The sequence below is a fragment of the Pedobacter sp. Leaf194 genome (assembly GCF_001423945.1).
In the GTDB taxonomy this organism is placed as follows: domain Bacteria; phylum Bacteroidota; class Bacteroidia; order Sphingobacteriales; family Sphingobacteriaceae; genus Pedobacter.
The window spans coordinates 816,203-837,448 of the sequence record NZ_LMPU01000009.1 but is presented as its reverse complement, the minus strand read 5'-3'; the positions used below and the strand labels follow the sequence as shown (position 1 = coordinate 837,448).

Below are 21,246 nucleotides of genomic sequence, written 5' to 3'. Positions count from 1 at the left end.
CAAAAAATGGCGCTCACTTACAAATGCAACTTTATAAAACTGCAATTGTTTTTTGAACAATAAACCAGAGAAATTGTTACCTTAAACATATGCAGATTGAAACTGAAATCCTTATAATTGGTGGTGGACTAGCTGGCTTAACTGCGGCGCTGCATTTACAAAAAACGGGGTTTCAGGTCACACTAATTGAAAAAAATACTTTCCCACACCATAAGGTTTGTGGCGAATATGTTTCCAACGAAGTACTTCCTTATTTAAAATGGCTGGGTATTTCGTTTGATGATTTAAATCCATCAATAATTACACAGTTGCAATTCACCTCGCCAGCGGGCACTTCTATGAGTGCAAATTTGCCGCTTGGCGGTTTTGGCTTGAGTCGTTACGCGATGGATCATTTTCTTTACCTTGAAGCCTTAAAAAGAGGGATTTCGTTTGTTTTTGATGTAGTGACTAACATAAAACATCGTGATGAAGGTTTTTATATTGAAACCGCTTCTGGAAAAGAACTGAGTGCAAAACAGGTTCTTGGGGCCTTTGGTAAAAGGTCTACCCTCGATAAATCTCTAAACCGGCGTTTCATTCAACAAAAATCGCCTTATCTTGCCGTTAAAGCACATTACCAGGGCGATTTTCCTTCAAACCGCGTTGCCTTACATAATTTTAGTGGCGGCTATTGTGGTGTATCAAAAGTCGAAAACGATAAATTAAACATTTGTTATCTGGCAGATTATAACAGTTTTAAGCGTTTCAAAAACATCGAAAATTATCAGCAACAGGTTCTCTATAAAAATAACTTTCTGAAAAAAATCTTAGAAAGTTCAAGAATGCTTTTCGAGGCACCAATGACCATAAGTCAAATTTGTTTTGAGGCAAAGGAACCGGTTTTTGAGCACATCATTATGCTGGGCGACACAGCTGCACTAATCCATCCGCTTTGCGGAAACGGGATGGCAATGGCAATACACAGCGCAAAAATCGCTTCTGAACTGGTTACGCGTTTTCTAAAAGACAGGCAAATTTTAAGGGAAGAAATGGAAAAAGAATATACCGCACAATGGAAAAATTTATTTCAGCGCAGGCTCATTGCGGGCAAACTGTTATCTGCCGTTTTTGCAAGCGCACCAATACAGAAATTCGCATTGGGTACACTTGCAAAACTACCCAAACTGCTTTCTACAACCATTAAATTAACTCACGGAAAACCAATTTCAATCCCTGATTAAATGCCAATAGATACAACGAAACGAAGTACCGCTCCAGAAATTATGGACGATTTTGCAATGGAAGGTGATATTTTAACCGATGCGCTTGATAAAATCGCCGCAATTAATAAGCTGCTTGGCGGCAATAAAGTGACGCTGGAAGGTATCAGGATGTTGATGAAAAACAACCAAACCGCAAAGCTAAGGATTACAGATGTTGGTTGCGGCAATGGCGCAATGCTCAGGATGCTATCCGATTATGCCAAAAAACATAAACTCAACTTCGAGTTAAAGGGAATCGACGCAAACAAGTGTACCATCGACCATGCGATAAGTTGCTCGCAGGCTTACCCCGAAATCCGGTATCAGTGCAGCGATATTTTCGATGAATCGAAAGAACCGGAAACATGCGATGTTATGCTTTTTACCCTTACACTGCACCATTTCTCGGATAGCGAAATAATAAAGCTTTTGAACAACCTTCGTAAAGGCGTTTTCGTAGGTATTGTAGTTAACGACCTTCAACGGAGCAGTATCGCCTATCGGCTTTTTACGGCATTAAGTTATGTTTTCAGACTAAACGATATGTCTAGGGAAGACGGCTTGGTTTCCATACTTCGGGGATTTAAACGCGAGGATTTGAATGGCTATACGAAAGCTTTGAATACAACTTCGAGCTATATTGGCTGGCGATGGGCTTTTAGATATTTATGGGTTATAAAAACAATATGAGCGTAAAAATAAAAACAGTAAGTAAAGCCTTACCCGAATTTTCCAGGGAAACTTCTGAAATTTTGCCCTTTCTGGATGTTTGGCTAAACGGTCAGGATGAGCGCTTTATTAGAAAAGTTAAAAAGATATTTGAAGGCGCAGCGGTAGATAAACGGTACTCGATAATGGCGCCAGAAGAAGTGTTTTCTGAGTTGAGTTTTGAAAAGCGGAACGACATTTACATCAGGGAAGTAATCAAACTAGGCAAAGAGTGCCTATCTGTTGCCCTTGGGCAGGCAAACTGGCAACCAAAGGATCTGGATTTCATCATTACCGTAAGTTGCACCGGCATTATGATACCCTCGCTGGATGCTTACCTGATTAACGCCCTCGGCTTAAGGCAGGATATTGTGCGCCTGCCGGTTACCGAAATGGGTTGTGCAGCAGGTGTTTCCGGAATTATTTATGCGAAGAACTTTTTGAAAGCAAACCCCGGAAAGAGAGCTGCTGTTGTTGCTGTGGAATCGCCAACGGCCACTTTCCAGCTAAATGATTTCTCGATGGCCAATATTGTGAGTGCGGCAATTTTTGGAGACGGAGCTGCCTGCGTGCTGCTAAGTTCTGATGAAGCAGACGAGGGTCCGGAAATTGTAGCTGAAGAGATGTATCATTTTTACGAAGCGGAAGATATGATGGGTTTCAAACTAACCGATAGCGGACTTCAAATGGTGTTGGATGTGGAAGTTCCTGAAACAATTGCCTCACATTTTCCGGAAATCATTCATCCTTTTTTATCGAAGAATGGGATGGAAATTGCCGATATAAACCACTTGATTTTTCATCCCGGGGGAAAGAAAATTATTCAGGTAGTTGAAGAACTTTTTGGTGCGCTCGGAAAAAACATCGACCAGACTAAAGAGATTTTAAGGCAATATGGCAATATGAGTAGCGCTACGGTACTTTACGTTTTGCAGCGTTATCTGGAAACGAATCCACCGCCTGGTGAAACGGGATTGATGCTCAGCTTTGGCCCGGGCTTTTCTGCGCAAAGGATACTGTTGAAATGGTAGCATGACAAAAGAAGAGATTTTAGCCAAACTCCCATACGGGAAAGACTTTTTATTTGTAGGAGATTTGCTTAGCATTAGCGAAAATGGCATCACTGGAACATACACATTCGATGAGTCCCTGCCGTTTTACCAGTCGCACTTTAAAGATTTTCCCATTACCCCAGCCGTGATACTCACCGAAACGATGGCACAAATAGGCCTTGTTTGCCTGGGTATTTTTTTAACGGCAGAAACAGAAGTGGTGAAAGGTATCGGAGTGGCAATGACCTCCAGTTCAGTTGATTTTTTAAAGCCAGTTTACCCCGGAACAAAGGTTTTGGTTAATAGTGAGAAGATTTATTTCAGGTTTAACAAACTTTCTTGCCGGGTTATTATGAAAGATGAAAGTGGTGATACCGTTTGTAAAGGAACAATATCAGGTATGTTAACAATGAATTCAAATGAGTGAAAACAGGGTTGTAGTTACGGGATTAGGAATTTGTGCGCCAAATGGAACAACTGTGGAAGCATTTACAGATGCCATTAAGAGCGGCTTATCTGGCATAGCCCATCAGCCTGAACTCGAACGGCTCGGATTTTCCTGCCAGGTAGCGGGTAAACCAACACTTGATGAAGAGCGGATAGATCAATATTTTTCTGCCCTTGAAATGCGCAGTATGGATAGTTCAGGAATTGTATATGGTGTCATTGCCGGTCTTGATGCCTGGCGTGATGCTGGTTTACTGCCCGCCGGCGCAGATGAGCCCGATTGGGAAAGCGGTACTTTTTTTGGTACGGGCACCTCGGGCATTAATAAGTTTAGATGGGCAATTAACAAGATAGACGAGCTCGGAATCCGTAAACTTGGCAGCAGTGTTGTTGCCCAAACCATGGCCAGCGGCGTGAGTGCCTTTATAAGCGGAAAACTTGGCCTTGGCAACCGCGTCAGCACAAATTCTTCGGCCTGTGCGACGGGTGCAGAAAGCATATTGCTGGCTTATGAGCATATTAAATCGGGTAAAGCAAAAAGAATGCTTGCCGGCAGCACAAGCGATAGCGGCCCCTACATTTGGGGCGGCTTTGATGCGATGAAGGTTTGTACTTTTAAACACAATGATACACCGCATACTGCAAGCAGGCCAATGAGTGCAACGGCAAGTGGCTTTGTACCGGGTAGCGGCGCAGGGGCGCTGGTGTTGGAATCACTCGACAGCGCCCTATCTAGAAAAGCTAAAATTTATGCCGAGATAATTGGCGGTTCTCTAAATTCTGGCGGGCAGCGTGGCGAAGGCACTATGACTGCGCCAAACCCCCTGGCCGTTCAGCGTTGTATTATTGCAGCACTAGAAAATGCCGGTATCAAAGCCGAAGATGTTGAAGTAATTAACGGACATTTGACAGCAACAAGTAAAGATGCATTAGAGATTGAAAACTGGAAAATAGCCCTGAACCGCTCGAAGGAGAACTTCCCCTACATCAATTCGCTAAAAGGAATGATTGGGCACTGCATCAGCGCTTCGGGAAGCATAGAATGTGTTGCAAGTGTTTTGCAACTGCATGAAGGTTTCATTTTTCCTAACGTAAACTGCAATGACTTAAATCCGGAAATCGCTTTACTTATAGATGAACAAAAGATACCCCGTAAAACAATAAAGAAAAACTTTGATATTTTAGCCAAAGCAAGCTTCGGTTTTGGAGATGTAAACGCCTGTTTAATTTTAAAAAAATACCACAATGAATAAAAACGACATACTTGCCGGCCTTAAAGAGATTATTACGCCTTACACGGAAGAGAAGACTGCATTGGAACACATCACTGAAGACACAGATTTTATTACAGACTTGAAAATAAACTCTGCAAACCTGGTGGATATTGTGCTCGACATTGAAGAAAAATTCGACATCGCAATAGATAATGACTCCATGGCAAAAATGCTGAATGTAAAAGCAACACTGGAAATTATAGCGCAGAAACAAGCTGAAAATGCTGGGTAATGATGTAGTGGATTTGAAGCTGGCCAAAATCCAAAGCAACTGGCAAAGAAAAAACTATTTGTCGAAGGTTTTTTTGCCAGCCGAACAGCAATTTATTCGAGATTCAAATCAACCCGATTGCGTGGTCTGGTTAATGTGGAGCATGAAAGAGTCAGTTTATAAAATCGTGAACAGAAACACGGGTCATCGCAGTTTTAACCCCTTAGCCTTCCAATGTAGCTTCAATTTGTTTGCTGCCCATGCAATTGGTTCTGTAAATTATTCGGGTGAAACATTTTCAACCTACAGCGACATTACACAGGCTAGCATCCACACGCTAGGTTATCAAAGTCCTGCAAGCTTTGAAAACTGCAAAATTATCCAAACAGAAAACCATGCCGGCTATGCAAGTAATTTTGATAAGATGTATCCGGCTTTATCCCTTCAGAAAGACAAATCCGGCTTGCCTGAAATCTATATAGAAAGCACTCGAAGCACTCATATCGCTTCAGTAAGTCATCATGGTCGTTTTCTGGACCTGGCTTATCTGCTATAACGTTTTTAGCAGTGATGCTGCCGTTTCAACGATAGATTTTGCCCTTTCACCGAAATGCCGGCCAGTTTAATGAGAATCCTTCAGAGATTTAGTCTATCAAAACAAAGCAATTCAGCTTTAACTAAAAAAACTAAATCATGAAAGCTAACATCGGAATCACAGAACAAAGCACAAATGCAGTAACAGACATACTTGCAAAACTATTGGCAGATGAATTTTTGCTCTATACCAAAACCAGAAATGCGCACTGGAATGTAACGGGAGACAATTTCCATGCAAACCACATTTTCTTTGAAAGTCAATACAAACAGCTCGACGAAATGGTTGATAGTGTTGCCGAGCGCATCAGAAAAATTGGCCATTTTGCACCTGCCACAATGAAAAGTTACCTCGACCTTACGCATTTAACCGAGTATCGCGAGGGCGCAAATGATGGACCAGGTTTTATGAAAGATTTGTTGGCAGACCACGAAAGCATTATCGAATTCTTACGTGGAAACATCAGCCCCCTGGCAGAAACCTATAAAGATTACGGTTCGAGCGATTTTATTACCACCCTTATGGAAACCCATGAAGAAATGGCATGGATGATTCGCTCTTATTTCAGGTAATATTCGGCATTTATCAGGTAAATAAAATTCGTTGGCTATATTTGTTTTATACTAAATTATTGCACCAATGAAAGCCCTGATAGTTGATGATAATGATATCGCCAGAACAACGCTTGTGCACCTGGCCAAACAGATTCCAAACCTTAACATTATAAGCGAGTATAACAATGCACTTGCAGCGTACAATCACCTGCAAAGTGAAAAAATTGATTTGCTTTTTCTAGACATTGAAATGCCGGAAATGACAGGTATTGAACTAACGCGGAATCTTAACGACAAAGAAATCATTATCATCTTCACAACTTCTAATAAGGATTATGCATTAGAAGCTTTCGAGCTCAATATTGCCGATTATCTGCTGAAGCCTTTTACTCAATCGCGATTTTTACAGGCTGTAACGAAGGCCCGGGCCATATTGGAAAGCAGGAACGAAAATGTACAGATTAGCAAAGATGAATTTCTGTTCGTAAGAGACTCAAATGTGACCAGGCGACTAAAGCTCGACGATATCTTTTATGCGGAAGCTATGGGTGATTATGTAAAGTTTTACACAAGGGAAAAAATGTTTGCCATACATGGAACGATGAAAGCTGCCGAAGAACGTTTGTTAAAAGACAATTTCGTTAGGGTTCATCGCTCTTACATTGTTTCGCTGGGTAAAATCGACACCTTGCAGGATGGAGGTCTGGTTATCAACGGGCAATTTATTCCCGTTGCAGATGCTTATCGCAAAGCGTTAAATGCCAGAATGAATGTATTTTAACGATGCGCTTTCATTCCAGTCCAGTAAATCTTGTAGCTCATTTATTATCCCGGCTATACCTTAATTTATTATATCATCATGATCAACATATCTACGGTTATGGGCAATAAGCGCTTTGCTTATCTGATTGTATTCACCTTCATTGCAGATTCAATTTTATTGATTGGGATACAGTTAAACTCGGCAAGAAATACCAAAGCGCTGATAACAAACAACAATACGCTCTTACACGAATTACGATCAAGCAACCACCTTCGGGAAATCGATAGGGATATTTTAGGCGTTGAGAGTAGAATCAGGGCCTCCATTGCCACTAACGATACCACGCATCTTGAAGGAATTGACCAAAAAATAAATCAGATTGAAGGATTTCTCGATTCATTATCTCAGGATAACAAAGACCCTGGCGAAGAAAAGCTGATTCGGCGCTTAAGTGTGCTTGCCCTGGATAAAAAGATTGTCAAAGAGCGCCTTTTGCATCGGTATCATACTTTAGGTAATATGGACGATCAAACATCGATTGCCAATCCGCGGGCACGAAAAATTTCCAATGAGATTACTTCCATCACTGCAAAAATCAATAAAAGCCGCCAATTGGATATGCTCGAACTGAGCAGGCTTAGCGAAGAGATGGGCAGCAAATCAAGATTCTACGACATCTGTTTGTTGATTCTATTGGTACTAAGCGGTGCGGTAATCGGTTACCATATTGTGCGTCAGTTTCGCCGGCAACATTTATTAATTATGGAACTGAATGCTGCAGAAAAAATGGCTTCAATAGCTGCACAAACTAAAGAGAATTTTCTTGCAAACATGAGTCATGAGATTCGTACACCTTTAAGTGGTATTTTGGGTTTTACAAATTTGCTTCAAAAGCGAAGTCTCGATTCCACATCCGCAGAGTTTGTATCCTCAATTCAACGCTCAGGAGAAAACCTCATGGCAATTGTAAACGATATTTTAGACCTTTCCAAAATTGAAGCAGGAATGGTTCGCATTAGTCCGGCAACGTTTAGCATAAATGGCCTTACAAACTCTGTTGAAACTTTATTTTCAGAACGGGTAAAAGAAAAAGGGTTAACCATATCCACTAAAGTGGATGCCTCTATCCCTGATACGCTGATTGGAGATGCAACAAGGTTAACGCAAATCCTGGTGAACCTTATCGGCAATGCCATAAAATTTACGCACCAGGGAGGCGTTGGTATCGAGGTTTACACGAAAGACCGGATTGAAAATAAAATCACCATCGGCTTTAGGGTTTCCGATTCAGGAATCGGCATTGAAAAAGGAAAACTTAATGAAGTTTTTGAGCGCTTTAACCAGGGCGAGGATTCGACAACGAGAAACTTCGGTGGAACGGGGCTGGGACTTTCGATAGTAAAAAGTCTAATCTTACTTCAAAATGGAGACATTAAGGTAGATAGTGAACAGGGTAAAGGAACCACATTCGATTTTTATATCCCGTACTACATCTCCCAGGAGCAGCTTAACGTGGTGCCGGCTAAAGATGCAAGTTACTTTAAAGATAAAGCCAATATGGCCTTAAAGGTTTTGGTTGTAGATGATAATGCCATTAACCAGAGTTTGATGAAGCATCTGCTGTTGCAGTGGAATATAGACTTTAATATTGTTTCCAACGGCGCTGAAGCTGTGGAACAACTCGCCAATATTAGCTACGATTTGGTGTTAATGGATATACAGATGCCACAAATGGACGGCTATGCCGCTACTCAGCACATACGCGAGGTTCTAAAATCCGACATCCCAATTATTGCAATGACCGCACATGCCCTGGCGGGAGAACGTGAAAAGTGCCTGAGTCGCGGCATGAATGAGTACATATCCAAGCCCATTAAAGAAGACGAACTTTTTAAACTTATTGCAGGTTTCGGTTTACAGGAGCATGCAATAACGGAAAGCGAACAAGGAAAGGAAAGCGACTTTCGACTTTTGGATTTAACCTATATGCGCTCGATAAGCGGCGGCGACAACAGCTTTGAGCAAACCGTTACCAGGCAATTTATTGAAAACATACCCCTTCACCTGTCGCAATTGACTGCAGCTTATCAGGAGGGAAACTTTAAGGTAGTTAGGCTCCGGGCGCACGACCTTAAAACGAGCATCGCCATGATGGGCTTACTTACACTTCTCGAAAACCAACTCAATGAACTTGAAACTGCCCTGGAGATGACGCCTCAATCCGATGCCATTTTAAATCAATTAAAACAGGTGCTAACCGCCGCGACGGTTGAGGCAGAATTATTTTTAAAACAACTTTAGAAAAGCAGAAAATGAACCTATTCTCTACCTTAGTTCTTCGCGAACTCAATTTGAAAAACAGAATCGTTGTATCGCCAATGCAGCAGTATAGCGCAAAAAATGGCATTCCAGGCAACTGGCACCTTGTTCACCTTGGTAGCCGTGCTGTAGGCGGAGCAGGCCTGATAATTACCGAATGTACCGCGGTTGCTCCGGATGGCCTTGCTACCCTGAACGATGTGGGGATTTGGAACGATGAACAGGAAAAAAGCTGGGCAAACATTGTTGATTTTGTGCATGAACAAGGTGCAAAAATCGGTATCCAATTATGGCATTCGGGCGGAAAAGGAAGCCTTCGCCATCCTAATTTAGGGATGAAGCCATTATCGGCAGAGGAAGGCGGCTGGACAGTTAAATCCTCATCGGCAACGGAAATGAATGGTGTAGTGCCACAACCATTAACTATCGAAGAAATTGAAAACTTGCAGGAGCAATTCGTAAAAGCTGCGCAAAGGGCTGTTCGTGCAGGTTTCGATACCATAGAACTGCATGCAGGCCATGGATATCTGTTCCACCAGTTCTATTCTGCTTTAATTAACAAACGCCAGGATAAGTACGGCGGCTCTTTAGAAAACAGGATTCGTTTTCTCATAGAAACAGTTGAAAAAGTGCGTTTGGTCATTCCGGAAGGTATGCCTCTTTTGGTGCGCATTTCAACAGTCGATTATGTAGATACGCCAGAAGGATGGAGCCTGCAGGACAGCGTTTCCCTTTCAAAAGTGCTCAAAGAGAAAGGCGTCGATTTGATTACTGCCTCAGGCGGAGGATTTACGAACGTAAGTAAAGACAAAGTTTATCCAGGATATCAGGTTCAGTTTGCCACAGCCCTTAAAGCGCAGACCGGCATTGCAACAGGAGCCGTTGGAATGATAACTGATGCTGCCCAGGCAAATGAGGTTATCGAAAGCGGGCATGCGGATTTGGTTATTGTTGCGAGAGAACACCTTCGCGACCCTTACTTTGCCATTCATGCAGCAAAAACACTGAAGCTGGAAATTTCAATTCCATGGCAGTATAAAAGAGCTTTTTAACAGGAAACTGATCAAAACTTATGGAAAATCAAGGCGCCTCAGTGGTGATTACGCATCATATTCTCGAGGGTAAGAAGCTGGATTACGAAAGATGGCTGGATGAAATACTTCCGGTTTCTAAACATGCCCAGGGCTTTATAGATTTGCAGATTGTAAAGCCAATCCCCAATTTAACATTCGTTTATACCGTAATAATGAGGTTCGATACGATTGATAATCTCAAAGAGTGGATGGAATCTCCGGAGCGAAAAAGATTTATCGAAAAAGCACAACCGTTCTTCAGGAAAAGTGATCGGTATCAAATAAAGTCCGGTCTCGATTTTCTTTTCAATTCTGAAAGTGTAACAGGTAAGGTTCCTGTACGATGGAAGCAGGCCCTGGCAACCTGGTCGGCAATTTATCCAGTATCTCTGCTCGTTCCAGTTATTATTTTTCCATTCCTGCGTTTAATTGGCCTCCCCAAAAATCATTTCTTCGACAGCCTTATTAGCACAGGCTGCGTTGTTTTTTTAATGGTTTACCTCGTTATGCCAAATTACACCAAACTCATTAGAAAATGGTTGTTTAAATAGCCTAATTGCAACACGCCATCTACACTTTATAAATCACCACAACTATGTGGTGATTTTTTTTTGTTCCTTTTGAAAATGATTTCAAGCCAACCGAAATGCTTCGCCCTCCATCGCACCGCAAGCTTACTTAACGAACTTTTTTGCCTGTTCACCGAATTCTGCCTGCGTAACCATTGGCGCTGCGGTAGATTTACCTAAGAAAACAACGCACAGCATTTGCCGGCAAAAAATATCACTCAAATAATAAATTTAAAACTTAAACTCAAAGCAACATGAAAACTCTAAAATTAAAAGACGGAACAGAAATTTTTTACAAAGATCTTGGCAGCGGCCAACCCATCATGTTCCACCATGGCTGGCCACTATCAGCCGATGATTGGGATGCACAAATGATTTTCTTTCTTCAAAAAGGCTACCGCGTCATCGCACATGACAGAAGAGGTCATGGCAGATCTACACAAACAACCAGTGGTCACGACATGGAAACCTATGCTGCAGATGTGGCTGAATTAACCGAATTTCTGGATCTGAAAAATGCAATCCACATCGGCCATTCAACAGGAGGTGGCGAGGTCATTCGTTACGTAAATAAATACGGTAAAGACCGTGTTGCAAAGGCGGTTTTAATAAGTTCAGTTCCTCCGGTAATGGTGCAAAGCGAAACCAATCCAGATGGCGTTCCCATTTCAGTTTTCGATGACATAAGAGCACAAACACTTAACAACAGGCAACAATTTTATATTGATTTAACCATGCCCTTTTATGGTTACAACCGCGAAGGTGCCGACATTAAAGAAGGGATTAGAAGAAACTGGTGGAGACAAGGAATGATGGGCAGCATCCTGGCGCATTATGAATGCATTAAAGCATTTTCCGAAACGGATTTTACCGAAGATTTAAAAGCTGTTGAGATTCCGGTTTTAGTGCTTCACGGAGAGGATGACCAGATCGTGCCTTACCAAAATGCAGGTGTAAAATCGGCAAAACTGCTTAAAAATGGCACACTTATTACCTATCCGGGATTTCCACACGGCATGCCAACCACCCAGGCTGCAGTAATTAATAAAGATATTCTGGCATTTATTCAGGCGTAATATTGAGTAGCTCCATTGTTAATTGATGAGCCATCGCCTAAAAATAACGGGAAGCGATCGTATCTAATTTTAAATTGAGTAAATTAAGCCCTATCAAGATGAGCAAATTAAAACTTTACGGAAAGCCTGATTCGGCAGAAGTCTATCAAATTATGGACTTTCTGAAAAGGAGTGTTGTCGCTTTCGACTGGATAGATATTTCAGCAGACAATACTGATTGGCATTTGCATACAGGCGAATTTACAAACGATGAAAAACATCCGATGGTCGAGTTTCCCGACGGAGCATTTGTTGTAAACCCAAGCATTGAACAAATTGCAGCCAAACTCGGCTGGATAAGCAAACCACGCCTTAACGAATATGATGTATCTATTTATGGCGCCGGCCCTGCCGGACTCAGCGCTGCGGTTTACGCTGCGTCTGAAGGTTTGAAGACTGTGCTGGTTGAGCGGGAAGCCGTTGGCGGACAAGCCGGAACGAGTTCTCTGATAGAAAATTACCTCGGATTTCCTGAAGGCATATCTGGCGCTGAACTCGCTGAAAAAGCGAGGCAGCAGGCTTTAAAATTTGGCGTGGAAATTTTGCTCCTCAGAGAAGGGGTGAAAGGCACTTTTTACAATGGACACATAAGAGGGGAGTTTGCCACCGGCGAAGCGCTTATTGCTAAAGCAAATATTTGCACCACGGGTGTAGAATATGCTAAGCTTAACCTGCCGGATGAACAGCGTTTTCTCTACAATGGCGTTTACTATGGAGCGGGAGCGAGCGAAGCGCTTTTCTGCCAGGATAAAGACTTATATATCGTTGGAGGTGGAAACTCCGCAGGTCAGGCTGCATCATATTTTTCGGGATTTGCGAAACGGGTATTTATGGTGATACGGAAAGGCAATCTTTCTGATACCCTTTCCGATTACCTGATTCAGCGCATTGCAAGTATTAAGAACATCACAGTACTTTACCATTCTGAGGTTACAGGTCTGGATGGCGACCATTCGCTTAGGAGAATAAAAATCAGAAATAGCCAGGATGGCGCCGAAAACTGGCATGATACCTCGAAGTTGTTCATTTGCATCGGCGGTAAGCCAAATACAGAGTGGGCGAGAGACACAGCGATTTGCCGCGACAAAAACGGTTACATTTACACCGGTAACGATTTGGTAACCCTTGATCAATATAAAGTTTGCTGGAACCTCGAGCGCCTACCTTACTCATTGGAAACCAGCGTTCCGGGCTCATTTGCCGCTGGTGATGTAAGGGTTGGCTCGGTAAAAAGGGTTGCATCTGCGGTTGGAGAAGGCGCCATGGCCGTAACACAAGTTCATCAATATTTATCTAAATTATAATAAAATGGAAGATCAGAATATTTGTAGCCACATCAGCGCAGTTAAGACGCTGAAAACTGAGAAAGAACATGTTTGTGAAGTTTGCGTAAAGGAAGGAAGTGACTGGGTACACCTGCGTACCTGTCAAACCTGCGGAAAAACATTGTGCTGCGATTCATCACCGAAACAACACATGTCTCACCATTGCAAAGCCGAAAAACATCCGGTCGTAATATCGTCTGAGCCGGGAGAAAGATGGCTTTACTGCTATGTAGATGATGAGGTTGCGGAATATTAATTTTCCAGGCAGAATATCAAAATTTCAGCTTTACTAATAAGTTAAAGGAGACTTCGCCTCCTTTAACTTATTAGCTTATTAAATTAAGAGCGGTTTAAAGTTCTGAAATAAGCAATGACTGATTGTTAAAACCCGTTAAGAATATACACACCTCGACTTCGTAATCATTCCCGCCTGCTTTCAACGGTATAAACAAAGCTATCAGCCTTGTAGAAGCCAAGGTTATATTCGATGGGTTTTTCATTGACGTCATAAACAAAGCGTTTTCGAAACAGTATGGGCAGCCCTGCCTTTGTTTCAAGCTTCTCAGCAATAAACTCATCTGCAGAAATCGCGCTGATTTCTTCCTTTGATACCATTGCAATAACTGCGTGTTCATTTTCCAGCATCTCATAAAGTGGCGCTTTATAATCTTCATCGCCCGTCAGGCCAACACTTGGATGGAAATAAGATTCAAAATAGACAAAAGGGCCTTCGGGTCTTCCCCGGAGTCTGACCAGTTTTAGTATCTTTTTATCTTCTTTAATCTGGAAAAAGCTCGCAATGCGTTTTTCGGGATATACCCAGCTTACATGTAGCTCAAAATTTCTAATCGGAATTCCACGCGCGCTCATTTCCTGCGAAAAGCTCATCCAGTTCTTGGATTTCGAACTCAACGATTTCGATTCTGCAACCTTGGTACCAACACCCTTCTTGCGCACCAGCAGACCATCATATACTAACTTATTTATGGACTGTCTGAGTGTGGTGCGGGAGATCGAGAGATCTTTTGAAAGCTCAACTTCGTTGGGAAGCAATTTGCCGCCGACGTATTCGGGACGCTCAATTAATTTCCTCAATAATTCCTCCGCCTGAATGTGTAATGGTACCGGGCTTTTATGGTCAATGGTAAGTTTCATACTTAATACAATAATATAAAAATTTTGATAAATTAACATATATGTATGTACAATCAATTCGCTTAACTCAATTTAATTAGTCCTCTTGATGGAGATATAGATTGTTTGTTAAATATTTTTGTTTTAAAACGCTTGCGTAATTATAAATAAATATTACATTTGTATATACATACTAATGAATGTATTGTCTAACCAAATTTTTTTCAATGAAATCCCCTTGATTAAAATTGCTAAAATTTGCCTGATTCTGTGACTTTATTCCGGTATCGTCTGATGCATTGGCGCAAATGATTACACTTTAATCCTGAACCTATCTTGATATGGGCGGGTAATTAGAAAGGTTGCAATTTGAAGTTGAGGCTAGATACAATTGTATAAACATGAATCAAATCACAGAAGATATTTATCAGAATTCCAACGTAGACATGTCGATAGAAGAACCAATGCGAAATACCGAGCAGGAAATTATGCCGCCATCAATTGCTCAAATCAATAGCCCAGAGGGGTATAATATTTATCCTTATTATCCTCTGGGCGAAGGGCAAATCTTTGAGGGCTTCAGGCAACTCGCCGACTACATTATAGCCCAAAAGACAGTCATTATCGATGGTTATGTCGGGGTTTACTGGACACGGATTGTGCGTTCACTTGAGCGGGAGTTCCAAAGACGGGGCATCCGGGCAAATGTCGTGGAAGCTTCCTCTTTTTTAAAGCAGGAAAAGGTAATTGATGCGCTCGCGGATGAATTTTTGGGAGAAAAAGATGCTGTATGGGGCAAAAAAACTAGCATGGAACTGGCGGATTTCTTTGATTTAGATGCGCTTAGAAGTTCGGCTATTTTACAGGATTACGAGTTGAACCTGCTGGTTGGATGTGGCGCTTCGCTGAGCGGCTGGGATGCTGCACTTGCCTATGTTGATTTGCCAAAAAATGAGCTTCAGCACCGAATGAGTGCAGGAGCAATCTGCAACTTAGGTAAATCCCGACCTCAGGATCCCGCCGAGATGTACAAACGTTTTTATTTCATAGACTGGGTGGTACTGAATGCCCATAAGCAGGCTTTATTACCAAGAGTCGATATATTCATCGATGCACAGTGGGAGGAAGAAATTAATTTTGCCTATGGGGAATCGATTCGCAAAGGACTTCAAAAGATGTCCCGCTCAGTATTCCGGGCTAGACCCTGGTTTGCTCCGGGTGCATGGGGTGGTCAGTGGATGAAGCAGCGAATGCCCCAGCTGGATCAACATGAGGTAAATTATGCCTGGTCGTTCGAGCTAATCGTTCCTGAAAATGGTTTAGTCTTTGAAAGTGCCGGATTACTTTTAGAGGTATCGTTTGACCTTTTAATGTTTCAGCAGAGTAAAAATGTCCTGGGCCGTCATGCTGAAAGGTTTGGTGCCGAATTCCCAATCAGATTTGATTTTCTAGATACTTTCGACGGCGGGAATCTTTCCATACAGTGCCATCCGAGTTTAGATTACATAAAAACGCAGTTTGGCGAGCAAATAACCCAGGATGAGACCTACTACATTTTAGACTGCAGGGATAATGCGGGAGTCTACCTGGGTTTCCAGGAAGATATCGAAGCTGAGAAATTTAGAAGCGTACTCGAAGAAAGTAACCGGGATGGTGTAGAAGTGGATATTGCGAAATATGTGCAGCTCCACAAAGCTAAAAAGCATGACCTGTTTTTGATTCCCAACCGTACCATCCACAGCGCTGGTGCGGAGAACCTGGTGCTGGAGATAAGTGCCACGCCATATATTTTCACCTTTAAAATGTACGACTGGCTGAGGCTGGATTTAAACGGTAAACCGCGGCCAATAAATATTGAACATGCCTTCAGAAACCTTGATTTTTCAAGAAAGGGAGAAAAGGTAAAGCAGGAACTGATTTCCAGGCCTCAGGTGCTTTTCGAAAAGGATGGCGTGACCTGTTACCATCTTCCAACCCACAAGGAGCATTTCTATGATGTGCACCGACTTGACTTTAGCTCGCAGGTCGAGATTAAAACGGAGCAGGTATGCCATGTCCTGATGCTTGTCGAAGGTGAGGCTGTGCAGGTCTTGACTGAGGATGGTACTGAAATGGACTTTGTCTATGCAGAAACTTTTGTAATTCCCGCCTCTGCCGGAAGTTATAAGCTTATCAACAAGTCTGCGCTCCAGGCAAAGGTAATTAAGGCCTTTTTAAAATAAACCTATATGAACTTAGAACCACAATACAATAGCGATACAAAAGTCGGGTATTATCTTTATCTGGTGTGCCTTGTTGCCGCACTAGGCGGATTTCTTTTTGGCTTTGATACCGCAGTAATTTCCGGGACCATTAGCTTGGTGACAAGAGATTTCGGACTGGATGCGGTAAGCGAGGGATGGTTCGTTAGTTGCGCCCTTCTTGGCTGCATAGCTGGTGTTGTCATTTCAGGCAAGCTCAGCGATAGCTTTGGGAGAAAAATTGTACTCATCCTTTCTGCATTTTTATTTCTTGTATCTGCAGTCGGGTGCATGTATGCTGGCTCTTTCGCTACATTGATTGTCTTCAGGCTGATAGGCGGAATAGGAATTGGTGTGGCATCGATGGTTTCCCCGCTCTACATCTCAGAGTTTGCGCCCGCAAGGCTTAGGGGAACTATGGTCTCACTATATCAGCTCGCCCTCACAATTGGCATCGTAACCGCTTATTTTACCAACGCATATCTGGCCAGTCGTGCAAGCGAACTTCCATCACAGACCACACAGGCCATAATGTCTCAGCAGGTCTGGAGAGCGATGCTTGGACTTGGCGCTGTGCCGGCATCGATATTTCTGTTGTCACTAATTGCTGTGCCGGAATCGCCCAGGTGGCTGCTTTCTAAGGGACGAGAAGGTGCTGCGCTGAAAATTCTGACGAAGATTGACGGGCCATATGCTGCCAAAAAGGAGCTTGATGCCTTCCATGCGAACAACGCAAAAAGTGAAGATGGTTCATTCAAGACACTTTTTCAACCAGTTTACCGAAAAGCGCTGTGGATAGGTTTGCTGCTGCCTTTTTTATCGCAGGTGTGTGGGATAAATGCGGTCATCTATTACGGTCCCAGAATTTTAGAACAGGCTGGCTTCACGTTAAATAATGCCCTGGGCGGACAAGTAACGATTGGGCTTGTCAATGTACTTTTCACTTTTGTTGCAATATTCACCATTGATAAATGGGGACGTAAGCCGCTCCTTTATATTGGCATTGGCGGGGCAGTGATTTCGCTGATAATTATTGGTATGCTTTTTTATTTCAATGTGATTTCGGGTCCCTGGATTCTGATTTTTATTCTTGCTTTCATTGCCTGTTTTGCTTTTTCCTTCGGGCCTGTTTGCTGGGTTGTCATCGGGGAAATTTTTCCGAACGGGATCCGGGGTAAAGCCATGTCTCTTGCGACATTGACACTATGGATAGGCAATTTTTTTGTCGGGCAATTGACCCCTGTGCTGCTCCAGGGACTCGGTTCATCCTGGACATTCTGGATTTTCGCAATCTGCTGTTCGCCCGCACTATACCTGACATGGAAGCTAATTCCTGAAACCAAAGGCCGTTCCCTGGAGGAAATCGATGCACACTGGCAGTTGGATTCAAACTCAATTCATAAAACCTAATAGCCCTGAACACATTTTCAGAATGCCTCAGGGCATCACCACTTAACCAAATATTATGAGACTCAAATTTTACCAAGGCAAAAACAAGGGCCGGCTGCAGGTTCTGCAACTCGCTGTATTGGTGTCAGTTTTGCTTCCTTTCAGCCCCGGGCCAGCTGCGGCGAAGGCTTCAGATTTTCCATTAAGCGTTTCCCCGGCACGCGAAATTTCTATTACGGGTAAGGTCCTGGATGAAAAAAACATCGGTCTCCCGGGCGTAAGCGTGCAGATTAAGGGGACTTCCGTCGGTGCTGTGACTGACCCAAGCGGTGCATACAGCATTTCCATTCCCGAGAACCTATCTGGCCGGAGCCTGACCTTTTCATACCTTGGATACCTGAGTGAGGATGTTCCCATAGCAGGAAAGCGAACGATTAACGTACAGTTGAAACCCAGCGCAGCAAACGCATTGGAAGACGTCGTGGTTGTGGGTTATGGTACGCAAAAAAGGGTTTCCATAACCGGTTCAGTAAGCACAATTGATTCAAAAAATATTGAAAACAAACCGGTACTGAATGCTTACCAGGCTTTGCAGGGAGAGGCGCCGAACTTAATTATCCAGCAGTCAAATCTAAATCCTGGTAGTGATGTTACCGTCAACATCAGGGGCGTGGGTACCCTTGGCGACAATACCCCTTTGGTTGTGGTCGATGGTATAGTCGGGGGGAACCTGAATACCATCAATCCAAATGACATTGCCAGCGTTTCGGTTTTGAAGGACGCGGGTTCTGCAGCGATTTATGGCTCCAGGGCAGCAAACGGCGTGATACTCATCACCACAAAGGCGGGAAAACTCAACCAGGCAACAACAGTTTCTTACAACGGAAGCTATGGCATTCAGGATGCAAATGTTTTGGTCCATAAAGTTCCGGCATGGCAGAACGCCTATTATAAAAATGAGTCGCTGGTCAACTCTGGACTGAGCCCGGCCTACACGCCTGACCAGATACAGCAACTCAAAGATCAGGGTGATGGCACATGGGATATTGAACACCTCTTGCGCACGGCGCCTCAACAGTCCCACAACATAAATATTGCCGGTGGGGGAGAGAAAAGCGCCTTTTATGTTTCTGCGGGTTATCAGGATCAGCAGAGTAATTTTATAGGAAATGGCGGGGATGGTGCGAATTTTGGTTACCAGAAATACAATCTGAGACTCAATCAAACCAATGTAATCGGTAAGTTCAGGACTAACTTTATCTTACTTTATACCAAGACCAGAAACAAAACCAATAGTGTCGGTGATAACAATATTTTTGCCGACGCAAACCGGGTACCGCACAACTTTAACTGGCAGGATGAAAATGGGAACTATCTGACCAATCCCTTCGCTTCCCAGTATAATGAATACGGGGTACTGGAAAAAGGTGGATTCAACCAGGCAGACAATGATGAAATTTTTGGTTCATTCAATGGACAGTTCAACATCACAAAAGATTTGAAACTTACCGGTGAATTTGGTGGCACGCTCCAGAACAACGGCACTTTCTTTCGCCGTGTACAGGTAAACTACCTTCCATCGGGTGTTTACGGGGATGACCGGTCCGTACTGGATGCCAACAGCAAGTCCCAGCTTTTCAATACTAAGCTTTACCTCGAATATGGAAAAAAGATTTCGGAACATGATTTTAAGGTTCAGCTTGGTGCCTCCAGTGAAAATTATTCACAGCGCGGATTTCAGCTGCAAAAAACGTTAACCGATCAATTGCTGGGTACACCAACGACGGGCACCCTGGTTGATCCAATTAATTCTAATAACAGCTTGGGCATAAATTCCAACAGCCTGCTTTCTTTGTTCGGTAGACTAAATTATTCCTTCAAAGATAAATACTTGCTTGAGGCAACGGCGCGTTATGATGCATCTTCAAAATTTGCCAGGGGCAACAGGGGCAGTTTCTTTCCTTCAGTGAGTGCTGGCTGGCTCGTGTCTCAAGAATCGTTCATGCAATCGATAAAGAACACAGTAAATTCTTTAAAGATTCGCGCTTCGTACGGGGTGCTGGGCAATCAGAACGTTGGGAATTTTCAGTATCAGACAACCTATTTCAATTACGCGAGTGCTTACGGATTCAATAACATTCCTGTCGGCGGTGCAGGAACACTGTTGTCAAACCGTGATCTGACGTGGGAAAAAGCTTCAACGTTCAATATTGGTCTTGATGCAGCCTTTTTTGAAAACAAGCTGACCGCTTCGTTTGATTACTTCAACAAAGTAACCAGGGATATCCTTCAGCCCAGGCAGGACATCCCAGCAATTTTTGGAGCGGCCACACCTGATTTTAATGTTGCCAAGGTGCGCAGCAAGGGATGGGAAGCTTCACTGAGCTATAACCTTCGCGGCGAAAACGTGACGCAAAGCTTTAGTATTAACGTTGCAGACAATCAAAATAAACTACTACAGCTATCCGGCGGCGCTACCGAGCAGATTATCAACCAGGATGTATTTCAATTGCTTCGAAGAGTAGGTGAGCCAATCACCCAATATTACGGTTATCAGACCAATGGCTTTTTTCAAAATCAGGCCGACATCAACAATTCCCCAAAGATTGCGGGCAATGCAGTGGTTCCAGGGGATGTTAAGTTCAAGGACATCAACAACGACGGGGTAATTGATGCAAAGGACAAGACAGTGCTCGGAAATCCCTTTCCAAGATATACGTTCGGTTTTACTTACCGCCTGGCAGTAAAAGGGTTCGACCTCCAGCTGTTTATCCAGGGCGTCGGTAAGCGGGAAACATTTCTTCGTGGAGAGCTTGTTGAGCCTTTTCACTATGGATATGGAGCCACGGTGTACGAACATATGACCGATTACTGGACTCCAGATAACCCCGATGCACGCTACCCGATATTTGCCAATATCGGTTCGCCGTCCAATACAAACAACTGGAGAACTGGTTCTGATCTTTATAAATATGATGCCGCTTATCTGCGCCTGAAAAATGTGAATATCGGTTATACACTTCCGGAATCGTTGACCCAGAAAGCCGGATTGAAACGCGTTCGGGTTTCCCTTATCGGACAGAATCTATTCACCCTTTCAAAGCTGAAGTTCATTGATCCCGAAACTTCGGAATTTGGAAACAATGTCAGCACCGGATCGAGCTCAAACAGTGCCCGTCAGTATCCGTTGCCAATATTTTATGGTGCGGGTCTGGACATTACTTTTTAATCACA

At 43.1% G+C, this 21,246-nt stretch carries 19 protein-coding genes; 18 read left to right on the top strand and 1 reads right to left on the bottom strand.

The window, feature by feature from the left end; translation table 11 throughout:
* Positions 1 to 89 precede the first annotated feature (89 nt).
* The 15 genes from ASG14_RS14005 (at position 90) to ASG14_RS20050 (ending at position 13,505) form a co-directional block, all read left to right on the top strand.
* On the top strand, positions 90 to 1,223 hold the full coding sequence (locus ASG14_RS14005) for an NAD(P)/FAD-dependent oxidoreductase (RefSeq protein WP_056871655.1): 1,134 nt from the start codon (positions 90 to 92) through the stop codon (positions 1,221 to 1,223).
* On the top strand, positions 1,224 to 1,934 hold the full coding sequence (locus ASG14_RS14000) for a methyltransferase domain-containing protein (protein WP_056871654.1): 711 nt from the start codon (positions 1,224 to 1,226) through the stop codon (positions 1,932 to 1,934).
* The gene (locus ASG14_RS13995; protein ID WP_056871794.1) at positions 1,931 to 2,983 is read left to right on the top strand and encodes a type III polyketide synthase; all 1,053 of its coding nucleotides are present in this window, start codon (positions 1,931 to 1,933) and stop codon (positions 2,981 to 2,983) included. Before ASG14_RS14000 ends, ASG14_RS13995 begins: the two co-directional genes overlap by 4 nt.
* Before the next feature lies 1 nt (position 2,984).
* Entirely contained in the window at positions 2,985 to 3,431 is a 447-nt protein-coding gene (locus tag ASG14_RS13990; RefSeq protein ID WP_056871653.1) for a 3-hydroxyacyl-ACP dehydratase FabZ family protein, read from the top strand.
* A complete protein-coding gene (locus ASG14_RS13985; RefSeq protein ID WP_056871652.1) occupies positions 3,424 to 4,704 on the top strand; it encodes a beta-ketoacyl synthase in 1,281 nt (426 codons plus the stop codon). Before ASG14_RS13990 ends, ASG14_RS13985 begins: the two co-directional genes overlap by 8 nt.
* Positions 4,697 to 4,957: an acyl carrier protein gene (locus ASG14_RS13980; RefSeq protein ID WP_056871651.1), complete on the top strand. Its 261-nt coding sequence runs from the start codon at positions 4,697 to 4,699 to the stop codon at positions 4,955 to 4,957. Before ASG14_RS13985 ends, ASG14_RS13980 begins: the two co-directional genes overlap by 8 nt.
* Positions 4,947 to 5,492 (top strand): 4'-phosphopantetheinyl transferase superfamily protein, encoded by a 546-nt coding sequence (locus ASG14_RS13975; protein ID WP_056871650.1) that lies wholly within the window; start codon positions 4,947 to 4,949, stop codon positions 5,490 to 5,492. Before ASG14_RS13980 ends, ASG14_RS13975 begins: the two co-directional genes overlap by 11 nt.
* A gap of 137 nt (positions 5,493 to 5,629) precedes the next feature.
* Positions 5,630 to 6,103 (top strand): Dps family protein, encoded by a 474-nt coding sequence (locus tag ASG14_RS13970; RefSeq protein ID WP_056871649.1) that lies wholly within the window; start codon positions 5,630 to 5,632, stop codon positions 6,101 to 6,103.
* A 67-nt stretch (positions 6,104 to 6,170) separates the two neighbouring features.
* Entirely contained in the window at positions 6,171 to 6,866 is a 696-nt protein-coding gene (locus ASG14_RS13965) for a LytTR family DNA-binding domain-containing protein (protein WP_056871648.1), read from the top strand.
* Between the two features lie 78 nt (positions 6,867 to 6,944).
* Entirely contained in the window at positions 6,945 to 9,149 is a 2,205-nt protein-coding gene (locus ASG14_RS13960; RefSeq protein WP_056871647.1) for a hybrid sensor histidine kinase/response regulator, read from the top strand.
* Positions 9,150 to 9,160: 11 nt separating this feature from the next.
* Complete coding sequence (locus ASG14_RS13955) at positions 9,161 to 10,219, top strand: NADH:flavin oxidoreductase/NADH oxidase (RefSeq protein WP_056871646.1); 1,059 nt, start codon at positions 9,161 to 9,163, stop codon at positions 10,217 to 10,219.
* A gap of 20 nt (positions 10,220 to 10,239) precedes the next feature.
* Positions 10,240 to 10,791 (top strand): hypothetical protein, encoded by a 552-nt coding sequence (locus ASG14_RS13950; protein ID WP_056871645.1) that lies wholly within the window; start codon positions 10,240 to 10,242, stop codon positions 10,789 to 10,791.
* Between the two features lie 272 nt (positions 10,792 to 11,063).
* Entirely contained in the window at positions 11,064 to 11,885 is an 822-nt protein-coding gene (locus tag ASG14_RS13945) for an alpha/beta fold hydrolase (protein WP_056871644.1), read from the top strand.
* A gap of 98 nt (positions 11,886 to 11,983) precedes the next feature.
* On the top strand, positions 11,984 to 13,228 hold the full coding sequence (locus tag ASG14_RS13940) for an FAD-dependent oxidoreductase (RefSeq protein ID WP_056871643.1): 1,245 nt from the start codon (positions 11,984 to 11,986) through the stop codon (positions 13,226 to 13,228).
* Between the two features lie 4 nt (positions 13,229 to 13,232).
* On the top strand, positions 13,233 to 13,505 hold the full coding sequence (locus ASG14_RS20050) for a UBP-type zinc finger domain-containing protein (protein WP_082491584.1): 273 nt from the start codon (positions 13,233 to 13,235) through the stop codon (positions 13,503 to 13,505).
* Between the two features lie 164 nt (positions 13,506 to 13,669).
* Here ASG14_RS20050 and ASG14_RS13935 read toward each other — a convergent pair whose 3' ends face one another.
* Positions 13,670 to 14,404 carry a GntR family transcriptional regulator gene (locus ASG14_RS13935; protein WP_056871793.1) on the bottom strand — a complete coding sequence of 245 codons (735 nt, stop codon included), beginning with the start codon at positions 14,402 to 14,404 and terminating at the stop codon, positions 13,670 to 13,672.
* A 380-nt stretch (positions 14,405 to 14,784) separates the two neighbouring features.
* Between ASG14_RS13935 and ASG14_RS13930 the strand changes: the two genes are divergently transcribed.
* Genes ASG14_RS13930 through ASG14_RS13920 form a run of 3 tightly spaced genes read left to right on the top strand, consistent with a single transcriptional unit; the run spans position 14,785 to position 21,241 of the window.
* Positions 14,785 to 16,605 carry a class I mannose-6-phosphate isomerase gene (locus tag ASG14_RS13930; protein ID WP_200940345.1) on the top strand — a complete coding sequence of 607 codons (1,821 nt, stop codon included), beginning with the start codon at positions 14,785 to 14,787 and terminating at the stop codon, positions 16,603 to 16,605.
* Positions 16,606 to 16,611: 6 nt separating this feature from the next.
* Positions 16,612 to 18,033: a sugar porter family MFS transporter gene (locus tag ASG14_RS13925; RefSeq protein WP_056871642.1), complete on the top strand. Its 1,422-nt coding sequence runs from the start codon at positions 16,612 to 16,614 to the stop codon at positions 18,031 to 18,033.
* A 55-nt stretch (positions 18,034 to 18,088) separates the two neighbouring features.
* Entirely contained in the window at positions 18,089 to 21,241 is a 3,153-nt protein-coding gene (locus ASG14_RS13920) for a TonB-dependent receptor (RefSeq protein WP_056871641.1), read from the top strand.
* Positions 21,242 to 21,246: the final 5 nt, after the last annotated feature.

Excerpts from the sequence above, each read along its gene's own strand:
- ASG14_RS13985 (WP_056871652.1), top strand. The coding sequence starts at position 3,424 with ATGAGTGAAAACAGGGTTGTAGTTACGGGATTAGGAATTTGTGCGCCA.
- ASG14_RS13950 (WP_056871645.1), top strand. The coding sequence starts at position 10,240 with ATGGAAAATCAAGGCGCCTCAGTGGTGATTACGCATCATATTCTCGAG.
- ASG14_RS13940 (WP_056871643.1), top strand. The coding sequence starts at position 11,984 with ATGAGCAAATTAAAACTTTACGGAAAGCCTGATTCGGCAGAAGTCTAT.
- ASG14_RS13925 (WP_056871642.1), top strand. The coding sequence starts at position 16,612 with ATGAACTTAGAACCACAATACAATAGCGATACAAAAGTCGGGTATTAT.
- ASG14_RS14000 (WP_056871654.1), top strand. The coding sequence starts at position 1,224 with ATGCCAATAGATACAACGAAACGAAGTACCGCTCCAGAAATTATGGAC.
- ASG14_RS13930 (WP_200940345.1), top strand. The coding sequence starts at position 14,785 with ATGAATCAAATCACAGAAGATATTTATCAGAATTCCAACGTAGACATG.
- ASG14_RS13955 (WP_056871646.1), top strand. The coding sequence starts at position 9,161 with ATGAACCTATTCTCTACCTTAGTTCTTCGCGAACTCAATTTGAAAAAC.
- ASG14_RS13965 (WP_056871648.1), top strand. The coding sequence starts at position 6,171 with ATGAAAGCCCTGATAGTTGATGATAATGATATCGCCAGAACAACGCTT.
- ASG14_RS20050 (WP_082491584.1), top strand. The coding sequence starts at position 13,233 with ATGGAAGATCAGAATATTTGTAGCCACATCAGCGCAGTTAAGACGCTG.
- ASG14_RS13990 (WP_056871653.1), top strand. The coding sequence starts at position 2,985 with ATGACAAAAGAAGAGATTTTAGCCAAACTCCCATACGGGAAAGACTTT.
- ASG14_RS13980 (WP_056871651.1), top strand. The coding sequence starts at position 4,697 with ATGAATAAAAACGACATACTTGCCGGCCTTAAAGAGATTATTACGCCT.
- ASG14_RS13920 (WP_056871641.1), top strand. The coding sequence starts at position 18,089 with ATGAGACTCAAATTTTACCAAGGCAAAAACAAGGGCCGGCTGCAGGTT.
- ASG14_RS13960 (WP_056871647.1), top strand. The coding sequence starts at position 6,945 with ATGATCAACATATCTACGGTTATGGGCAATAAGCGCTTTGCTTATCTG.
- ASG14_RS13975 (WP_056871650.1), top strand. The coding sequence starts at position 4,947 with ATGCTGGGTAATGATGTAGTGGATTTGAAGCTGGCCAAAATCCAAAGC.
- ASG14_RS14005 (WP_056871655.1), top strand. The coding sequence starts at position 90 with ATGCAGATTGAAACTGAAATCCTTATAATTGGTGGTGGACTAGCTGGC.
- ASG14_RS13995 (WP_056871794.1), top strand. The coding sequence starts at position 1,931 with ATGAGCGTAAAAATAAAAACAGTAAGTAAAGCCTTACCCGAATTTTCC.
- ASG14_RS13970 (WP_056871649.1), top strand. The coding sequence starts at position 5,630 with ATGAAAGCTAACATCGGAATCACAGAACAAAGCACAAATGCAGTAACA.
- ASG14_RS13945 (WP_056871644.1), top strand. The coding sequence starts at position 11,064 with ATGAAAACTCTAAAATTAAAAGACGGAACAGAAATTTTTTACAAAGAT.
- ASG14_RS13935 (WP_056871793.1), bottom strand. The coding sequence starts at position 14,404 with ATGAAACTTACCATTGACCATAAAAGCCCGGTACCATTACACATTCAG.